The sequence below is a fragment of the Chryseobacterium candidae genome (genome assembly GCF_004916905.1).
Lineage (GTDB): Bacteria > Bacteroidota > Bacteroidia > Flavobacteriales > Weeksellaceae > Chryseobacterium > Chryseobacterium candidae.
The window spans coordinates 64749-81763 of the sequence record NZ_SDLV01000003.1 but is presented as its reverse complement, the minus strand read 5'-3'; the positions used below and the strand labels follow the sequence as shown (position 1 = coordinate 81763).

The 17015-nt window shown below is 37.6% G+C and carries 26 protein-coding genes and 1 pseudogene; 22 read left to right on the top strand and 5 right to left on the bottom strand.

Translation table 11 applies throughout. From position 1 onward, the window contains the following. Positions 1-156: 156 nt before the first annotated feature. The 5 genes and pseudogenes from EK417_RS01170 to EK417_RS01150 all read right to left on the bottom strand — a co-directional run bounded on the left by EK417_RS01170 (position 157) and on the right by EK417_RS01150 (position 5450). Entirely contained in the window at positions 157-579 is a 423-nt protein-coding gene (locus EK417_RS01170) for a hypothetical protein (protein WP_110366597.1), read from the bottom strand. A 192-nt stretch (positions 580-771) separates the two neighbouring features. Beyond that, positions 772-1584, bottom strand: coding sequence for a hypothetical protein (locus EK417_RS01165; protein ID WP_110366426.1), 813 nt, complete (start codon positions 1582-1584; stop codon positions 772-774). A gap of 4 nt (positions 1585-1588) precedes the next feature. Beyond that, positions 1589-2323 (bottom strand): annotated as a pseudogene (locus tag EK417_RS01160) (MIP/aquaporin family protein); the annotation flags it as partial. 21 nt (positions 2324-2344) lie between these two features. Next, positions 2345-3841, bottom strand: a complete 1497-nt coding sequence (gene glpK, locus EK417_RS01155) for a glycerol kinase GlpK (RefSeq protein WP_136521091.1) — start codon at positions 3839-3841, stop codon at positions 2345-2347. 10 nt (positions 3842-3851) lie between these two features. Continuing rightward, positions 3852-5450 carry a glycerol-3-phosphate dehydrogenase/oxidase gene (locus EK417_RS01150; RefSeq protein WP_136521090.1) on the bottom strand — a complete coding sequence of 533 codons (1599 nt, stop codon included), beginning with the start codon at positions 5448-5450 and terminating at the stop codon, positions 3852-3854. Between the two features lie 116 nt (positions 5451-5566). Here EK417_RS01150 and EK417_RS01145 point away from each other — a divergent pair, with 116 nt between their 5' ends. From EK417_RS01145 to secY, 22 genes are all read left to right on the top strand, one after another. Further along, positions 5567-6331 (top strand): DeoR/GlpR family DNA-binding transcription regulator, encoded by a 765-nt coding sequence (locus EK417_RS01145; RefSeq protein ID WP_076597031.1) that lies wholly within the window; start codon positions 5567-5569, stop codon positions 6329-6331. A 248-nt stretch (positions 6332-6579) separates the two neighbouring features. Next, positions 6580-7206 (top strand): 50S ribosomal protein L3, encoded by a 627-nt coding sequence (rplC, locus tag EK417_RS01140; protein ID WP_002983195.1) that lies wholly within the window; start codon positions 6580-6582, stop codon positions 7204-7206. Further along, a complete protein-coding gene (gene rplD, locus EK417_RS01135) occupies positions 7197-7826 on the top strand; it encodes a 50S ribosomal protein L4 (protein ID WP_034694672.1) in 630 nt (209 codons plus the stop codon). Before rplC ends, rplD begins: the two co-directional genes overlap by 10 nt. 3 nt (positions 7827-7829) lie before the next feature. After that, entirely contained in the window at positions 7830-8120 is a 291-nt protein-coding gene (rplW, locus tag EK417_RS01130; RefSeq protein WP_002983204.1) for a 50S ribosomal protein L23, read from the top strand. A gap of 22 nt (positions 8121-8142) precedes the next feature. Continuing rightward, positions 8143-8964 (top strand): 50S ribosomal protein L2, encoded by an 822-nt coding sequence (gene rplB / locus EK417_RS01125; protein ID WP_136521089.1) that lies wholly within the window; start codon positions 8143-8145, stop codon positions 8962-8964. Between the two features lie 2 nt (positions 8965-8966). Beyond that, on the top strand, positions 8967-9245 hold the full coding sequence (gene rpsS, locus EK417_RS01120) for a 30S ribosomal protein S19 (protein WP_002983209.1): 279 nt from the start codon (positions 8967-8969) through the stop codon (positions 9243-9245). A gap of 2 nt (positions 9246-9247) precedes the next feature. After that, a complete protein-coding gene (rplV, locus tag EK417_RS01115; protein WP_002983214.1) occupies positions 9248-9646 on the top strand; it encodes a 50S ribosomal protein L22 in 399 nt (132 codons plus the stop codon). 7 nt (positions 9647-9653) lie between these two features. Beyond that, positions 9654-10403: a 30S ribosomal protein S3 gene (gene rpsC, locus EK417_RS01110; protein WP_034694675.1), complete on the top strand. Its 750-nt coding sequence runs from the start codon at positions 9654-9656 to the stop codon at positions 10401-10403. A 97-nt stretch (positions 10404-10500) separates the two neighbouring features. Further along, positions 10501-10926, top strand: coding sequence for a 50S ribosomal protein L16 (gene rplP, locus EK417_RS01105; RefSeq protein WP_076596996.1), 426 nt, complete (start codon positions 10501-10503; stop codon positions 10924-10926). Between the two features lie 12 nt (positions 10927-10938). Further along, positions 10939-11124 (top strand): 50S ribosomal protein L29, encoded by a 186-nt coding sequence (gene rpmC, locus EK417_RS01100; RefSeq protein ID WP_027381309.1) that lies wholly within the window; start codon positions 10939-10941, stop codon positions 11122-11124. Between the two features lie 12 nt (positions 11125-11136). Continuing rightward, the gene (gene rpsQ, locus EK417_RS01095) at positions 11137-11391 is read left to right on the top strand and encodes a 30S ribosomal protein S17 (protein WP_027371715.1); all 255 of its coding nucleotides are present in this window, start codon (positions 11137-11139) and stop codon (positions 11389-11391) included. A gap of 2 nt (positions 11392-11393) precedes the next feature. Continuing rightward, positions 11394-11762 carry a 50S ribosomal protein L14 gene (gene rplN, locus EK417_RS01090; RefSeq protein ID WP_002983226.1) on the top strand — a complete coding sequence of 123 codons (369 nt, stop codon included), beginning with the start codon at positions 11394-11396 and terminating at the stop codon, positions 11760-11762. Between the two features lie 21 nt (positions 11763-11783). After that, positions 11784-12110 (top strand): 50S ribosomal protein L24, encoded by a 327-nt coding sequence (rplX, locus tag EK417_RS01085; RefSeq protein ID WP_047427597.1) that lies wholly within the window; start codon positions 11784-11786, stop codon positions 12108-12110. Positions 12111-12121: 11 nt separating this feature from the next. Then, positions 12122-12673, top strand: a complete 552-nt coding sequence (rplE, locus tag EK417_RS01080) for a 50S ribosomal protein L5 (RefSeq protein WP_034694682.1) — start codon at positions 12122-12124, stop codon at positions 12671-12673. A 3-nt stretch (positions 12674-12676) separates the two neighbouring features. After that, a complete protein-coding gene (gene rpsN, locus EK417_RS01075; RefSeq protein ID WP_002983233.1) occupies positions 12677-12946 on the top strand; it encodes a 30S ribosomal protein S14 in 270 nt (89 codons plus the stop codon). A 147-nt stretch (positions 12947-13093) separates the two neighbouring features. Continuing rightward, positions 13094-13492 (top strand): 30S ribosomal protein S8, encoded by a 399-nt coding sequence (rpsH, locus tag EK417_RS01070; RefSeq protein ID WP_002983236.1) that lies wholly within the window; start codon positions 13094-13096, stop codon positions 13490-13492. A 17-nt stretch (positions 13493-13509) separates the two neighbouring features. Further along, positions 13510-14055 (top strand): 50S ribosomal protein L6, encoded by a 546-nt coding sequence (rplF, locus tag EK417_RS01065; protein WP_076596995.1) that lies wholly within the window; start codon positions 13510-13512, stop codon positions 14053-14055. 15 nt (positions 14056-14070) lie between these two features. Beyond that, the gene (gene rplR / locus EK417_RS01060) at positions 14071-14424 is read left to right on the top strand and encodes a 50S ribosomal protein L18 (protein ID WP_002983242.1); all 354 of its coding nucleotides are present in this window, start codon (positions 14071-14073) and stop codon (positions 14422-14424) included. A gap of 19 nt (positions 14425-14443) precedes the next feature. Further along, positions 14444-14965: a 30S ribosomal protein S5 gene (gene rpsE, locus EK417_RS01055; RefSeq protein ID WP_002983245.1), complete on the top strand. Its 522-nt coding sequence runs from the start codon at positions 14444-14446 to the stop codon at positions 14963-14965. Between the two features lie 11 nt (positions 14966-14976). Beyond that, on the top strand, positions 14977-15153 hold the full coding sequence (gene rpmD, locus EK417_RS01050; RefSeq protein WP_029297759.1) for a 50S ribosomal protein L30: 177 nt from the start codon (positions 14977-14979) through the stop codon (positions 15151-15153). A 21-nt stretch (positions 15154-15174) separates the two neighbouring features. Beyond that, on the top strand, positions 15175-15624 hold the full coding sequence (gene rplO / locus EK417_RS01045; protein ID WP_034694692.1) for a 50S ribosomal protein L15: 450 nt from the start codon (positions 15175-15177) through the stop codon (positions 15622-15624). 9 nt (positions 15625-15633) lie between these two features. Further along, the gene (secY, locus tag EK417_RS01040) at positions 15634-17013 is read left to right on the top strand and encodes a preprotein translocase subunit SecY (protein WP_062673613.1); all 1380 of its coding nucleotides are present in this window, start codon (positions 15634-15636) and stop codon (positions 17011-17013) included. Positions 17014-17015 lie beyond the last annotated feature (2 nt).

Sequence of the window (17015 nt, the reverse complement as noted above, 5' to 3'; positions counted from 1 at the left end):
GAACATGAGACTCGACTATATGAAGATGAACTGTAACAAATGTATAAAGTTTTTGCAGACGGAAAATTATCATAGTATCCTTTTGCAATTTCAGGATGATATCTCACAACAAAAAAACCACCCCGGATGGAATGGCTTTCTTTGTATATTATTGTACTACTTTAAAAATTCGCTTTCGCATGTACAGGTTTCTTTATTGATGCTCTCAGTGGATGAGCAGCAGCCTTCAAGATTCTTAACGTTTCCTTTTTCATCGGTAAGGTAGATTTTATCTTTATCAAATTTCACGAAAAATGTTTCCTCATATTTTTTAAAGACCACTTTCATTACCTTATTCGGAGCATATTTTCCGGCATTGATTTCCTCCGTTGTTTCTTCTCCGCTCGCCTGATTCACCTGGACGTATCCAAAATGCACATCACCATTGTTTTTTAGATCCAGATAATAATGAGGAGTACCAGTACCGCTATATCCTTTCATAATATCAAAAGCTCTGTATCCAATAAATGGAACTTCTGTCTGCTGTGCCCATGTAAAAATACTGATGCACAGAATCATTACACTGAAAAACTTTTTCATAGATATTTTTTTCAAAAGTAAAGATTTTTAAGGAAAACATTCACTGTAAAAACACGGTTGTTGTAAATTATCAAATAGAAGGCCTGGATAATGGAGTTGCAAAACGGTTTACTTTCTTTGGCTGGAAGGTGTTTCATCAAAACAAAACCACTCCTTAAAGAAGTGGCTTTTTATCATTGAGTTAAAATCAGATTAAAAAACGGTGGCTGCAAGCTGAATCCTTGCAAACTTATTGGATGGATTCCACATGGCCATCATGGATACCGGAAGACTGTAATGATCCGTAATCTTAACAGTTTTTCCGGCTTTTACGCCTACATTTACGATGTCAAAGCTGTTTTGGCCATTGCCGTATAAAAACGTTTTGTCATTGAGAGCAAATCCGGCTCCTACAAATGCATCCAGATTTACTTTCTGTCCCTTAATAACAGGATAGCTTGCCTGCACATAGGTAGAATATCTGTTCTTTTTGTAGCTTCCGTCAGCTTCAAGAATAACTTCTCCTGCATTGGCTCCTCCGTACAGCATGATATCAGCTTCAATATTGATCGGAAATGACGGCCCGAAAGTATAGTTGGTTCTTAAATCAATAATATGAGCAGTTCTTCTCTGTGAATAACTGAAAATATCATCTGCAGCTACTGCAGTATTGATGTTCCTGGAGTTATAAAGATCCCATAACCCAATATAAAAACGACCGTCAGAATATTGAATATAATAATTGATCTCTTTATAATGGGTGTTGTCTTTATCATCCGCCAGTGCAGATGCTCCCCAGATTCCTACCTTCCATTTTTTCTCTTCATCCAGGGCATACGACAGATTTCCCATTACAACAGGTTTATCAGTAATAATAAGACCTCTCCATAAGTGATTGTTCTGAATGTTGGCCGTAAAATCAAGTCTTCCTTCTTTCGTTGCCTTGGGTTCAGTATTTTCCTGTGAAAGTAGCTTTCCTGTTCCTAAAACAAGAAAGAAGATCCCTTTTAAGATTTTTCTCATCATGTGTTTATTTTAAAAATCCATATAGTACTGCTGCGATAATAGCTCCTGTAATCGGACCTACTACCGGAATCCACGCGTAGCTCCAGTCACTGCTTCCTTTTACAGGTAAAATGGCATGCATAATTCTTGGTGCAAGATCTCTTGCCGGGTTAATGGCATATCCGGTAGTTCCTCCAAGAGATAAGCCTATTGCCCAGACTACAAATGTAACGGGGATTGCTCCAATAGAACCTAATCCTACTTTAGCCGTTGGATCTGCCTGTAAAGTAATGCTTGGATTGGCAAAATAGAAGACACAGAATACCAGTACAAATGTTCCGATAATCTCACTGATAAGATTGGATGATGTTTTTCTGATCGCCGGGCCTGTACTGAAACATGCCAGTTTTGCGCCTTCATCTTCCGTGATGGCAAAATGATCTTTATGAAACAGCCATACTAAAAATGCACCCAGCATTCCGCCGATCATTTGGGCTGCAATATAAGAGGGAACCAGATCCCACGAAAACTTTCCTGCAGTTGCAAGACCAATGGTTACAGCCGGATTCAGATGGGCCCCACTTATTGGCCCTGCAACGGTTACCCCCACAAATACGGCCAGTGCCCATGCGGTAGTGATAACAATCCATCCGGAATTATTTCCTTTCGTATCTTTTAAGACAACATTGGCTACAACACCGTTGCCTAACAGTATAAGAAGCATCGTTCCGATAACTTCTGCAATAAATGGGGTCATATAAGTTTTTTTTTGATAAGTGAGTTAATCTTCTATCCAGCTTTGAGCGCTTTTTACAGCTTTCTTCCAGAAGTGGGTCATTTTATCCACTTGTTCTCTGTTTAATTGAGGATGGAAATCTTTGTCTACAATCCATTGTTCCTGGATTTCGTCAATGCTTTTCCAGTATCCTACAGCTAGTCCGGCAAGATAAGCTGCTCCTAATGCTGTTGTTTCAAGTGTTTTAGGTCTTGTGGTTTTGAAACCGAACAGGTCAGACTGTATCTGCATCAGAAGATCGCTGGCAGAAGCACCGCCGTCTACTCTTAATTCAAGACTTGCTCTTCCTGAATCTGCTTCCATCGCTTTTACAATTTCATAAACCTGAAATGCAATTCCTTCCAGGGTGGCTCTTGCAATATGTGCATCAGTTGTTCCTCGGGTGATTCCTACAATTGTTCCACGGGCGTACTGATCCCAGTAAGGAGCGCCAAGACCTGTCAGCGCAGGGACAAAGTAAACGCCACCGTTATCTGGTACAGAAGCTGCCAGTTTATTGATTTCATCAGAAGAATGAATAAGCTTAAGGCCGTCTCTCAGCCATTGAATAGCAGCGCCTCCTACGAATACACTTCCTTCAAGAGCATAGTTGACTTCTCCATTGATTTTCCAGGCTACGGTTGTTAGAAGATTGTTTTTGGAAGAAACGGCTTCCGTTCCTGTATTCATTAATAAGAAACATCCTGTTCCGTAAGTGTTTTTTACCATTCCGGGAGTGGTACACATCTGTCCGAATAAGGCAGCCTGCTGGTCACCGGCAATACCTGCAATAGGAATTTTGGTAGAGAATAGAGTAGTAGCAGTCTCTCCGTATATTTCGCTGCTTTGCTTTACTTCGGGGAGAATGTTTTTAGGGATGTTGAATAATTCTAATAAATCATTATCCCATTCTAAAGTATGAATATTCAGAAGCATTGTTCTGCTCGCATTGGAAACGTCTGTGATAAACATTTTTCCACGGGTCAGTTTCCATACAAGCCATGTATCAACTGTTCCGAAACATAGTTTTCCTTCTTCAGCTTTTTGTCTTGCTCCCTCTACATTGTCCAGGATCCATTTTAACTTGGTTGCTGAAAAGTAAGCATCCAGAACAAGTCCTGTTTTTTCTTTGATTGTTTCTGTATGCCCCTGTTCTTTCAGTTCGTCACAATACTTTGAAGTTCTGCGGTCCTGCCATACAATAGCATTGTAGACAGGTTCACCTGTTTCTTTATCCCAGACGATGGTAGTTTCACGTTGGTTGGTAATTCCGATAGCGGCAACTTCCAGTCCGGAGATACCTGCTTTTGCAATAACTTCTGCGGCTACGGATATCTGTGAAGACCAGATTTCATTGGGGTCGTGTTCTACCCAACCCGGAGTAGGAAATATCTGTCTGAAATCTTTCTGAGATACATACTTAATTTCTCCACTATGGTTGAAGAGAATCGCTCTGGAGGAAGTTGTTCCCTGATCTAGAGCGAGGATAAGCTTTTCATTCATGTATATAGTGCTAATTTAGGTTGATAACTTTAGGGGAATAAGGTGTTAATAAATATCCTTTTGCCAGTTCAATAAATTCATTTTCCTGCTGCTGAGACCATTCTTCAGAATAACCTTTCTCTTCAGCAATGATTCTTGCTACATTATGAGCGCTGTCTATAGCAGCTCTTGCATCGAGGAACAGTAAGCGTACTCTTCTTGCCAGAATATCTTCAATGGTTTCTGCCATTTCTGCTCTTACAGCCCATACCACTTCTGCTACCGTGAAAGGGTGATCCGGGTGGATCTTTTGAGCATAACGCGGGTTACTTTCCTGTAATTTTCTGATGGCTGGAATATCAGAGCCGTACACGTACAGATGATTGGTTCTGTCTACCTGTTCGGGTTTTACATTTCCATGGATAGAAAGATGTTCTGTTTTTGATGGGGTATTTCCCAATCTGTGAACTTTAATAGCTTCGTCTACGGTGTCTTCTGCCATTTTACGGTAGGTAGTCCATTTTCCTCCGATAATAGAAACTAATCCTGTCTCTGAAGTAATGACTTTGTGGCTTCGGGAAACCTCTTTTGTGCTTTTGCTTCCGTCTTTAGGAGCTGCAAGCGGACGAAGACCTGCGAAAACAGATTTTACATCTTCACGCGTGGGCTTTTTTGCTAAATATTGTCTTGCTGTGTTTAAAACAAAGCTGATTTCTTCTTCCAGTGCACGGGGTTCAAAGCTTTCATCCTTTAAAAGAGTATCTGTGGTTCCTACTAAAGCCCTGTCATGCCACGGAACAACAAATAAAACCCTGCCATCTGATGTTTTAGGGATCATGATAGCATCATCACTTTTCAGGAAGGATTTATCCAGCACAAGGTGAATTCCCTGGCTTGGTACTACAAGTTTACCATGCTTAGGGTTGTTCATATTAAGAATGTCATTCGTAAATACGCCGGTAGCGTTGATGACTACTTTACCGTGTATCTGATATTGCTGCTTAGAAAACTGGTCTTCTGCAACTACACCTATTACTTTATCGGAAGCATCTTTCAAAAGGTTAGTTACTTTTACATAGTTAACAGCACTTCCCCCTTTTTCAATAATAGTTTGGGTAAGGTTGATTGCAAGTCGGGCATCGTCAAACTGTCCGTCCTGGTAAACAACACCACTCATTAAGTGATTTTGTTCAATAGTGGGAAGCTTTTCAACTGTTTTCGCTTTGCTGATGTATTTCGTTTTACCCAGGCTCAGTTTTCCGGCAAGAAAGTCATAAACAGATAATCCTATTTTATAGTAAATTCCTCCCCACCATGTATAGTTTGGAATGATGAAAGACTGATTTTTTACGATATGAGCAGCGTTCTTTGCTAGTAATCCTCTTTCCTTCAATGCTTCTTTTACCAATCCGACATCTCCCTGAGCGAGATATCTAACTCCGCCGTGTACCAGTTTGGTACTTCTGCTGGATGTTGCTTTTGCAAAGTCATAAGATTCTAGCAATAATGTTTTGAATCCTCTGCTTACTGCATCTAATGCTGAACCTAAACCACTGGCTCCTCCTCCTATGACTATAAAGTCCCATTCTTTTACTTGGGTTAATTTATTGAGTTCTTCGTTTCGTTTCATAAATGTTTCGTTTATGTTTCGTTTTCAAATATATAAATTAAAAATGAAAGCAAAAAGAAAATAAATGAAATTTTAGCATGTCGGAAAAAATCGATAATTTTGATGAAACGAATAAAATGGAAAAGCTATTACCAAGGCAGGATGAAATACTTAAAGAGCTTAATGAGAAAGGATATGTGCTTGTTCAGGATCTATGTGAAAAGCTCAATGTTTCTTCGGTTACGATCCGAAAGGATCTGAACTATCTCGAAAGTCTGGGGCTTCTTTTCAGGAATCATGGAGGAGCGAGTAAGCAGGTAAGATATGCTTATGAAAAAAATGTTGGGGAGAAAGAGAGTATCAATGTAGAAGCAAAGCAGGTTATAGCAAAAGCAGCGCTGTCATTGATTCAGGAAAATGACTGCATTATACTGGCATCCGGAACAACCATGCATTATCTTGCCAGGATGCTGGTGAATTTTGGACCGCTTACGGTATTGACCTCTTCTTTACGGGTTGCTATTGAACTTTGCAATAATCCCAACATTAATATTATACAGCTGGGAGGTGAAGTGCGAAAAAGCTCTACTTCTATAGTGGGTTCTATTTCAGAAGGAATTCTAAAACAATTTTCATGTAATAAACTTTTTCTGGGAGTAGATGGAATTGATCCTGAGTTCGGAATCAGTACTTCTAATGCTGCAGAAGCTCATTTGAATCAGATTATGATGGAGTGTGCTGATCAGACGGTGATTCTTGCGGATTCTTCAAAATTGAATAAGAAAGGATTCGGAAAGATAGCGGCATTGGATCAGGTGGATTATCTTATAACAGATAGTGGTATTTGTGCTGAGGATAGAGCTGGGCTGGAAGAAGTGGGGGTGAAGGTGATCACGCAGTAAGGTCTTCATCTTAATTTCTTTTTAAAAATCAAAATAAATTGTTGGGAATTTTGTTCTGAATTTTTTCAAAATCATCTAATTGATTAAAAATCAAAATATTTTAGTCAAAATATTTGTCAGTTACAAAATTATTCATAAATTTGCACACTCATTTTAGGGGCGTAGTATGCCTATATCAAAAGTAGAAATTGCTTCAGACCTCCGAAAAATGGGAAAAATAAAGGATAAATTTTATTATAATATAAACAATGTCAGGTATTATTGGTAAAAAAATCGGTATGACATCTTTGTTTAACGAAGAAGGGAAAAACATTCCTTGTACAGTTATTCAAGCTGGTCCATGCTCGGTTTTACAGGTCAGAACCTTAGAAAAAGACGGTTATAAAGCTGTTCAGTTAGGTTTCGATGACAAGAGTGAGAAGAACGTTGGTAAAGCGTTAGCTGGCCATTTTAAAAAGGCTGGTTCTGCTCCTAAAGCTAAATTAGTTGAATTCTACAGAGAATTCGTTGATGAAGTAAAAGTAGGAGAAGAAGTAAAAGTTGATTTATTCGCTGAAGGTGAATATGTTGACGTAACAGGGACTTCAAAAGGTAAAGGCTTCCAGGGTGTTGTTAAAAGACACGGATTTGGAGGTGTAATGCAGGCAACTCATGGTCAGCACAACAGACTTAGAGCTCCAGGTTCTATCGGTGCTGGTTCAGACCCTTCAAGAGTATTCAAAGGGATGAGAATGGCTGGAAGAATGGGAGGTAAGCAGGTAACTGTTCAAAACCTTCAAGTGTTAAAAGTTGATCAAGAACAAAATCTTTTAGTAGTAAAAGGTGCTGTTCCGGGAGCTAAAAATTCTTATGTAATTATCAGAAAATGGAACTAGTAGTATTAAATACATCAGGAAAAGAGACCGGAAGAAAAGTAACTCTAGACGAAACAGTATTCGGAATTGAGCCAAATCAGCACGCGGTTTACTTAGAAGTTAAACAGTATCTTGCTGCTCAAAGACAAGGTACTCATAAAGCAAAAGAAAGAAGCGAAATTACGGCTTCTACTAAAAAGCTTAAGAAGCAAAAAGGATCAGGATCTGCTAGATACGGTGATATCAAATCTCCGGTATTCAGAGGTGGAGGTAGAGTATTCGGACCAAAACCAAGAGACTACAGATTCAAATTGAACAAAGCTCTTAAGAGATTAGCTAAGAAATCTGTTTTATCTCAGAAAATGAGAGACAACAGCATTAAAGTTTTAGAAGATGTGAGCTTTGATGCTCCTAAGACTAAAGATTTCATCAATGTATTGAATGCATTGGAACTTAACGGTAAAAAATCTTTATTCGTTCTTCCTGAAGCTAACAAGAATGTATATTTATCTTCAAGAAACTTGCCTAAAACTAAAGTAATGAACTTCAACGAGATCAGTTCTTACGATTTAGTAAACGCTGGTGAGATTATTTTCTTTGAAGGTGCAGTTGAAAAATTCCAGGAAAATTTAAAGAAATAAATCATGTCAGTTATTATTAAACCAGTTATTTCAGAAAAGGCTAATTACCTTACAGATTTAAGAGGTTCTTATTCTTTCTTAGTGAATCCTAAGGCGAATAAAATCGAGATCAAAAAAGCTGTTGAAGCGGCTTACGGTGTAAAAGTAGCAGACGTTAACACAATGATTTATGCTCCGAAGGTTTCTTCAAAATACACTAAAAAAGGTCTTCAAGTAGGAAAGACAAATAAATTGAAAAAAGCGGTAATCAAACTTGCTGAAGGTGAGGTTATCGATATTTTTGCTGTAAATTAATTATTAATTATAAATAATAGTAATGTCTGTTAGAAAATTAAAACCTATCACCCCGGGACAGAGATTCAGAATTGTAAACAATTTTGAGGAAATTACTACCAACAAACCAGAGAAATCTCTAACAGTTGGTATTAAAAAGTCAGGTGGACGTAACCAAACAGGTAAAATGACCATGCGTTACACCGGAGGTGGACACAAAAAGAAATACAGAATTATTGACTTCAAAAGAAACAAAGCAAACGTTGAAGCCACTGTAAAATCTGTAGAATACGATCCAAACAGAACTGCATTTATCGCTTTATTAGAGTACGTAGACGGAGAGAAGAGATATATCATCGCTCCAAACGGTATCAAAGTTGATCAGAAAGTAGTATCAGGAGAAAGCGTTGAACCAAACGTAGGTAACGCAATGAAATTGAAAAATATTCCATTGGGTACTGTAATCTCTTGTGTTGAAATGAAGCCTGGACAAGGTGCAATTTTAGCAAGAAGTGCTGGTTCTTCAGCTCAATTAACTTCCAGAGATGGGAAATATGCAATCATCAAGTTACCTTCAGGAGAATCAAGAATGATCCTTACTGAATGTATGGCAATGATTGGTTCTGTTTCCAACTCAGATCACCAATTAACTGTATCAGGTAAGGCTGGTAGAAGCAGATGGTTAGGTAGAAGACCAAGAACAAGAGCGGTTGTAATGAACCCGGTAGATCACCCAATGGGTGGTGGTGAAGGACGTTCTTCAGGAGGTCACCCAAGATCTAGAAACGGTAAACCGGCTAAAGGTTACAAAACTAGAAAGAAAAACAAAGTGTCTAACCGTTACATCGTATCTAAAAGAAAATAATTATGGCAAGATCACTTAAAAAAGGACCGTTCATTCATCATACTTTAGATAAGAAGGTTCAGGCAAATATAGAGTCTGGTAAGAAGACAGTTATCAAAACTTGGTCTAGAGCATCTATGATCTCTCCGGACTTCGTAGGACAAACTATTGCTGTACACAACGGGAAATCTTTTATCCCTGTTTATGTTACAGAAAACATGGTTGGTCACAAGTTAGGCGAATTTTCTCCAACAAGATCTTTCAGAGGTCATGGTGGTAACAAAAACAAAGGAAGCAGATAATCATGGGATCAAGAAAACAAGATAGTTCAATCGCAAGAAAAGAAGCTAACAAAGACGTTGTAAAAGCTTCATTAAATAATTGCCCGTCTTCTCCAAGAAAAATGAGATTAGTTGCTGATATCATTAGAGGAGAGCAGGTAGACAAAGCACTTTATATCCTAAAATATTCTAAGAAGGATGCTTCTAACAAGTTAGAGAAATTACTTCTTTCTGCTATGGCTAACTGGCAAGTAAAAAACGAAGGTGCTGACATTGAGGAAGCAAACCTTATCGTTAAAGAAATATTTGTGGATAGTGCAAGACAATTGAAGAGACTAAGACCAGCTCCACAAGGTAGAGGGTATAGAATCAGAAAAAGATCTAACCACGTTACATTAATCTTAGGTAACAAAGAAAATTAATCAAGGTATGGGACAGAAGACAAATCCAATTGGTAACAGATTAGGTATCATCAGAGGATGGGATTCTAACTGGTTTGGTGGAAACGATTATGGAGACAGAATCGCTGAAGACTACAAAATCAGAAGATACCTTGAAGCTAGATTATCTAAAGGTGGTATTTCAAAAATTTATATTGAAAGAACTTTAAAATTAGTTACAGTAACTATTACTACTGCTAGACCGGGACTTATCATCGGGAAAGGAGGTCAGGAAGTTGATAAATTGAAAGAAGAGTTGAAGAAATTGACTGGTAAGGATATTCAAATCAACATTTTCGAAATCAAAAGACCTGAATTAGACGCTGTATTAGTTGCTGATAGTATTTCTAAGCAAATTGAAAACAGAATTTCTTACAGAAGAGCTGTTAAAATGGCAATGGCAAGTACTATGAGAATGGGTGCTGAAGGTATCAAAGTTCAAATCTCCGGTAGATTAAACGGAGCTGAGATGGCAAGATCAGAATCTTTCAAAGAAGGAAGAATTCCATTGTCAACTTTCAGAGCTGATATCGATTACCACTGGGCAGAAGCTCACACTACTTACGGTAGACTAGGGGTAAAAGTTTGGATCATGAAAGGTGAAGTTTACGGTAAAAGAGAACTTTCTCCACTAGTGGGACAACAGAAAAAAGGAGGTCAGTCAGACAGAGGAAACAGAGGAGGAGACAGAGACAACAGAAGACCTAGAAAAAACAACAACAATAACAATAATAATTAAAATTTTAGATTAGAAATTTTGAATTTTAAATTACCGTTACTTTTTTAAAATAAAAAAAATCTAAAATCTAAAATCTAAAATCTAAAATTTAGAAATTATGTTACAACCAAAAAGAACCAAATTCCGTAGAGTTCATAAGATGAAGATGAAGGGGAATGCCCAAAGAGGTAGTCAACTTGCATACGGAACTTTTGGGATCAAAGCAACGGAAGGAGCTTGGATCACTGCAAGACAGATTGAAGCAGCTCGTATCGCTGCGACAAGATATATGAAGAGAGAAGGTCAACTATGGATCAAAATCTTCCCGGATAAGCCAATTACTAAGAAACCAGCGGAAGTACGTATGGGTAAAGGTAAAGGTGCTGTTGAATACTGGGTAGCTGTAGTAAAACCAGGTAAAATTATGTTCGAAGTTGGAGGTGTGCCTTACGATATCGCTAAGGAAGCTTTAAGACTTGCTGCACAAAAATTACCAGTAGTTACTAAATTCATCGTTGCTAACGATTTTGTTAAACCTCTTTAATCTTTGAATACAATGAAAAAAGCTGATATTAAAAATTTAAGCGCGGGTGATATTCAAGCTCAATTAACTGAAGCAAAAGCTCAATATTCTAAATTGAAATTGGCTCATGCAATCAGCCCAATTGAAAACCCGATTCAAATCAGAGATTTGAGAAAAACAATCGCTAGACTAAATACTGAGTTAACTAACAAACAATAATTTCATTTTACAATGGATAGAAATTTAAGAAAAGAAAGAATCGGAGTGGTTTCCAGCAATAAAATGGAAAAAACTATTGTTGTTAGCGAAACTACAAGAGTAAAGCACCCGATGTACGGTAAATTCGTTTTGAAAACGAAAAAATATACTGCACACGACGAGAACAACGAATGCACAGAAGGTGATACAGTTCTGATCCAGGAAACTAGACCTTTGAGCAAGAGCAAGAGATGGAGATTAGTAAGAATCATTGAAAAAGCTAAGTAATAATGTTACAAACAGAATCAAGATTAAAAGTTGCTGATAACACAGGTGCTAAAGAAGTACTAGTGATCAGAGTTCTGGGAGGAACCAGAAGAAGATATGCTTCAGTTGGTGATAAAATCGTTGTTACGATCAAGGATTCTACGCCATCTGGAAACGCTAAAAAAGGTCAGGTATCTAAAGCTGTAGTAGTAAGAACTAAAAAAGCTGTAAGAAGAAAAGATGGTTCATACATCAAATTCGACGACAATGCTTGTGTATTACTAAACGCAGCGGGAGAAATGAGAGGAACGCGTGTTTTCGGACCAGTTGCTCGTGAGTTGAGAGACAAAGAATATATGAAAATCATTTCATTAGCTCCTGAAGTACTTTAATTTTAAAAATTTTTAAAAGAAATGTCAAAGTTAAAAATAAAAAGAGGAGATAACGTCATCATTACTACTGGTAAGAAAGATATCAAAGGTAAGACTGGTGAAGTTATTGAAGTGATCAAGAAAGAAGGTAGAGACCCAAGAGTAATCGTTGCAGGACTTAACATCGTTAAAAAACACGTTAAGCCTTCAGCTTCTAATCCTCAGGGAGGAATTACTGAAAAGGAAGCTTCTATTCATATCTCAAACGTAGCTTTAGTTGGTAAAGACGGAAAAGCTATCAAAATCGGTTACAAAATCGAAGGAGATAAGAAAGTAAGAATTAACAAAAAAACGGGTGAAACTTTATAATTTGAATTAACATGGAATATATAGCAAGACCCAAAAAAGCATATAAAGAGACAATTGTTCCTGCAATGATGGAAGAATTCGGGTATAAGTCAGTAATGCAAGTACCTAAATTAGAGAAAATCGTTGTATCACAAGGTTTAGGTGATGCTACTGCAGACAAAAAAATCATTGATTATGCTGTAGAAGAGCTTACAAATATCACAGGTCAAAAAGCTGTTGGTACAATCTCTAAGAAAGACGAAGCTGCTTTCAAATTGAGAAAAGGTATGCCTGTAGGTGCAAAAGTTACTTTAAGAGGAAATCAGATGTATGAATTCTTAGACAGACTTACTGCTTCTGCTTTACCACGTATCAGAGATTTCTCTGGTATCAAAGCTGATGGTTTCGATGGTAGAGGTAACTACAACTTAGGTATTACTGAGCAGATTATCTTCCCTGAAATCGTAATTGACAAAGTGAAAAAAATCCAGGGGATGGACATCACTTTCGTTACTACTGCGAAAACAGATAAAGAAGCTAAAGCATTATTAACTCACTTCGGTTTACCATTTAAAAAGAACTAAGAAATGGCTAAAGAATCAATGAAAGCGCGTGAGCGCAAAAGAGAAGCACTGGTTGCTAAATACGCTGCTAAAAGACAAGCTCTTAAAGAAGCTGGTGATTACGAAGGACTTCAAAAATTGCCTAAAAATGCTTCTCCTGTAAGATTACACAACAGATGTAAACTAACAGGTAGACCAAGAGGATACATGAGAACGTTCGGTATTTCCAGAGTAACTTTCAGAGAAATGGCAAACAACGGTCTTATCCCAGGGGTAAGAAAAGCTAGTTGGTAATAATTACTAATTAAAAATCGGGACAATTAAGTTGTCAGGATACTAAAGAATAAAAATATCAGACCGAAGATTTCTGAAGTCTGATATTTTAATCTTCAAGTCTTTTCAATACTGATTGTTCTTTAACCAATAATTTATAAAAGAAAAATGGTAACAGATCCAATTTCAGATTTCCTAACAAGAGTAAGGAACGCACAAAGCGCAGGCCACAAAGTGGTGGAAATTCCTGCATCGAAAATCAAAAAGGAGATTACTAAGATCTTATTTGATCAAGGGTATATCTTAAACTACAAGTTTGAAGATAACGCTGTTCAGGGAGTGATCAAAATCGCTTTAAAGTACGATAAGCAAACTAACAAACCGGCTATCAAGTCTATCCAAAGAGCTTCTAGACCAGGTTTGAGACAGTACAAAGGTTCAGCTGAGCTTCCAAGAGTACTAAACGGTTTGGGTATTTCTATCATCTCTACTTCTAAAGGAGTAATGACTGACAAGAAAGCTAGAGAAGAGAAAGTAGGCGGTGAAGTAATCTGCTATGTTTATTAATTTTTAATCACAGGAAAATGTCAAGAATTGGTAAAGCAATTATAACAATTCCAGCAGGAGTTACAATCACTGAAAACAACGGTGTAGTAACTGTAAAAGGAGCTAAAGGAGAACTTTCTCAGGAGCTTACAGCAGGAATTACTTTAGAACAAAAAGATGGTGAACTTAACGTAAACAGACCATCTGATTCTAAGCAACACAAAGCGCTTCACGGTTTATACAGAGCGTTGATCGCTAACATGATCGTTGGTGTATCAGAAGGTTTCGAAAAGAAACTAGAACTAGTAGGGGTAGGATACAGAGCTTCTCACTCAGGTCAAAAACTTGAGTTAGCTTTAGGATTCTCTCACGGTATTGTATTGGAACTTCCAAGTGAAGTAAAAGTTGATACATTGACTGAAAAAGGTAAAAACCCAATTATTACTTTAGCGTCTCACGACAAGCAACTTCTAGGAATGGTTACTGCAAAGATCCGTTCTTTCAGAAAGCCTGAGCCATACAAAGGAAAAGGTGTAAGATTCGTAGGAGAAATTGTTAGACGTAAAGCTGGTAAATCTGCTTAATAAATTATAAGTATTATGGCATTAAGTAAATTAGAAAAAAGAATAAGAATCAAAAGAAGAGTAAGAGGGAAAATCTCTGGATCTTCTGAATTGCCAAGATTATCTGTATATAAAAGTAATAAGGAAATTTACGCTCAGTTAATCGACGATAAAAATGGTAAAACTTTAGTATCTGCCTCTTCTAGAGAAAAAGGTGTAGACGCTAAAGGTACTAAGACTGAAGTTTCTGCTGCTGTTGGTAAAGCTATCGCTGCTAAAGCTATCGCTGCAGGAATTGAAAGTATTGTATTTGACAGAAACGGATTCGTTTACCATGGTAGAGTGAAAGCTCTTGCTGATGGAGCGAGAGAAGGTGGACTTAAATTCTAATCATTAAATTTCGGAAAATATGTTAGGACTAGATAATATAGAAAGAGTAAAACCGGGAGGATTAGAATTAAAAGATCGTCTCGTAGCTGTTAACAGAGTAACAAAAGTAACAAAAGGAGGTAGAGCTTTCGGATTTTCTGCTATTGTTGTAGTAGGAAACGAAGAAGGTGTTATCGGTTTCGGTTTAGGAAAATCTAAAGAGGTAGCTTCTGCAATTGCTAAAGCAGTTGAAGACGCTAAGAAAAACCTTGTTAAAGTTCCTGTAATGAACCATACTATCCCTCACCAAACTACTGCCAGATACGGTGGTGCAGATATCTTCCTAAGACCTGCTTCTCACGGTACAGGATTGATCGCCGGAGGTGCGGTAAGAGCGGTATTGGAATCTGCTGGTATTCACGATATCCTTTCAAAATCTAAAGGATCTTCTAACCCTCACAACGTGGTGAAAGCTACTTTCAAAGCGTTATTAGATATCAGAAGACCTGAAGAAATCGCTAGAATGAGAGGAATTTCTCTAAGTAAAGTGTTTAACGGTTAATAATTAAAGCAATGGCAACAATTAAAGTAAAGCAAGTAAGAAGCGCTATTGGTAGAACAAAAACCCAAAAGAGAACGCTTGAAGCATTAGGATTAAAAAAACTTCACCAAGTTGTAGAGCACGAAGCTACTCCTTCAATCTTAGGAATGATCGCTGCAGTAAGCCACTTACTTGAAGTTCAAAAATAATTTTATAAAAGAGAAATTAAAATGAATTTAAATAACATACAACCTGCTGCAGGATCTACTTTCAACTCAAAGAGAATTGGTAGAGGTCAGGGTAGCGGAAAAGGAGGTACTTCAACAAAAGGACACAAAGGTCAGAAAGCTAGAGCTGGTTATTCTCAAAAAATCGGTTTCGAAGGTGGACAGATGCCTTTACAAAGAAGATTACCTAAATTCGGATTCAAAAACGTAAACAGAAAAGAGTTTAGAGGAGTTAACCTTGATACTATTCAAACTTTAATCGAGAACAAATCCATCACTGGAGATATCACGAAAGAAGTTTTAGTAGCAAACGGGATAGTTTCTAAAAACGAATTAGTGAAAATTATGGGTAGAGGAGAATTGAAATCTGCGGTTTCAATCTCTGCTGACAAATTCACTAAATCTGCTGAAGAGCTTATTGCTAAAGCAGGTGGAAAAGCAATTACCTTATAATACTTACTAATGAAAGAATTTATACAAACACTTAAAAATATTTGGAGTCTTAAAGAACTTAGAGATAAAATTCTCTTTACTTTAGGTATTATCCTTGTGTATAGATTCGCATCTTATATCTCGCTTCCTGCAATTAACCTTGCAGAGGTGGGAGATCTCTTAGAGCATTATAAAAATCAAGGCGGTAACAAGCAAGGAGCAGGTCTCCTTGGCTTGCTTTCGTCGTTTACGGGGGGAGCTTTCAGCCACGCTTCCGTAATGGCGTTGGGAATCATGCCTTATATTTCTGCTTCTATTATTGTTCAGTTGATGGGGATGGCTATTCCTTATCTTCAGAAGCTTCAGAAAGATGGAGAGTCAGGTAGAAATACATTGAACCAAATTACAAGATGGTTAACAATTGGAGTTTGTCTGGTACAGGCACCTTCTTACTTAACTTCTATTACTCAATTATTCTTACCATATGCTCAGTTCCAGTCTGCATACTATGTAGAGCCAAATTCAATCATGTTCTGGTTGCCAAGTATTGTTATTTTGGTTGCCGGTTCAGTATTCGCAATGTGGCTGGGTGAAAAGATTACCGATAAAGGAATCGGAAATGGTATCTCTATCCTTATTATGGTGGGGATCCTTTCAAGATTACCTGAGGCATTCGTACAGGAGATGGCCGTGCAGAACGGAAAAGGAGGAATGGGATCTATCATGATCCTTATTGAAGTATTATTCTGGATGTTGGTAGTTCTTTTAGCAGTAATCTTATCAGTAGCTGTTAGAAAAATTCCCATTCAGTATGTAAGCAGAGCTCAAGCAAGAGGAGGTGTAAACAGAAATCTTATGCAGGGAGCAAGACAATGGATCCCATTGAAAGTAAATGCTGCTGGTGTAATGCCGATTATCTTTGCTCAGGCACTGATGTTCGTACCAGGATTATTAACAAAATTCGATGAGTCTAATACTTTTCTTGCAGGTTTCAAGAATGTTTTTAGCTGGCAGTACAACGTATTGTTTGCGCTATTAATTATTATCTTCTCGTTTTTCTATACTGCAATTACAATCCCGGTAAACCAAATGGCTGATGATTTGAAGAGAAATGGAGGTTTAGTACCGAAAGTAAGACCAGGAAAAGAGACGGCTGATTATTTAGATGATATTTTATCAAAAATTACCTTGCCAGGTGCAATATTTTTATCTATCTTTGCAATCCTTCCGGCAATTGTGCACGGAACCTTTGTTCAGACAGATGCGTTTGCCCTATTTTTCGGGGGAACGTCATTATTAATTATGGTGGGTGTAATTTTAGATACAGTTCAACAGATTAATACATATCTGCTGAACCATCATTATGATGGCTTAATGCAGTCTAAATTATCAAGAACGACTGGATATTAATT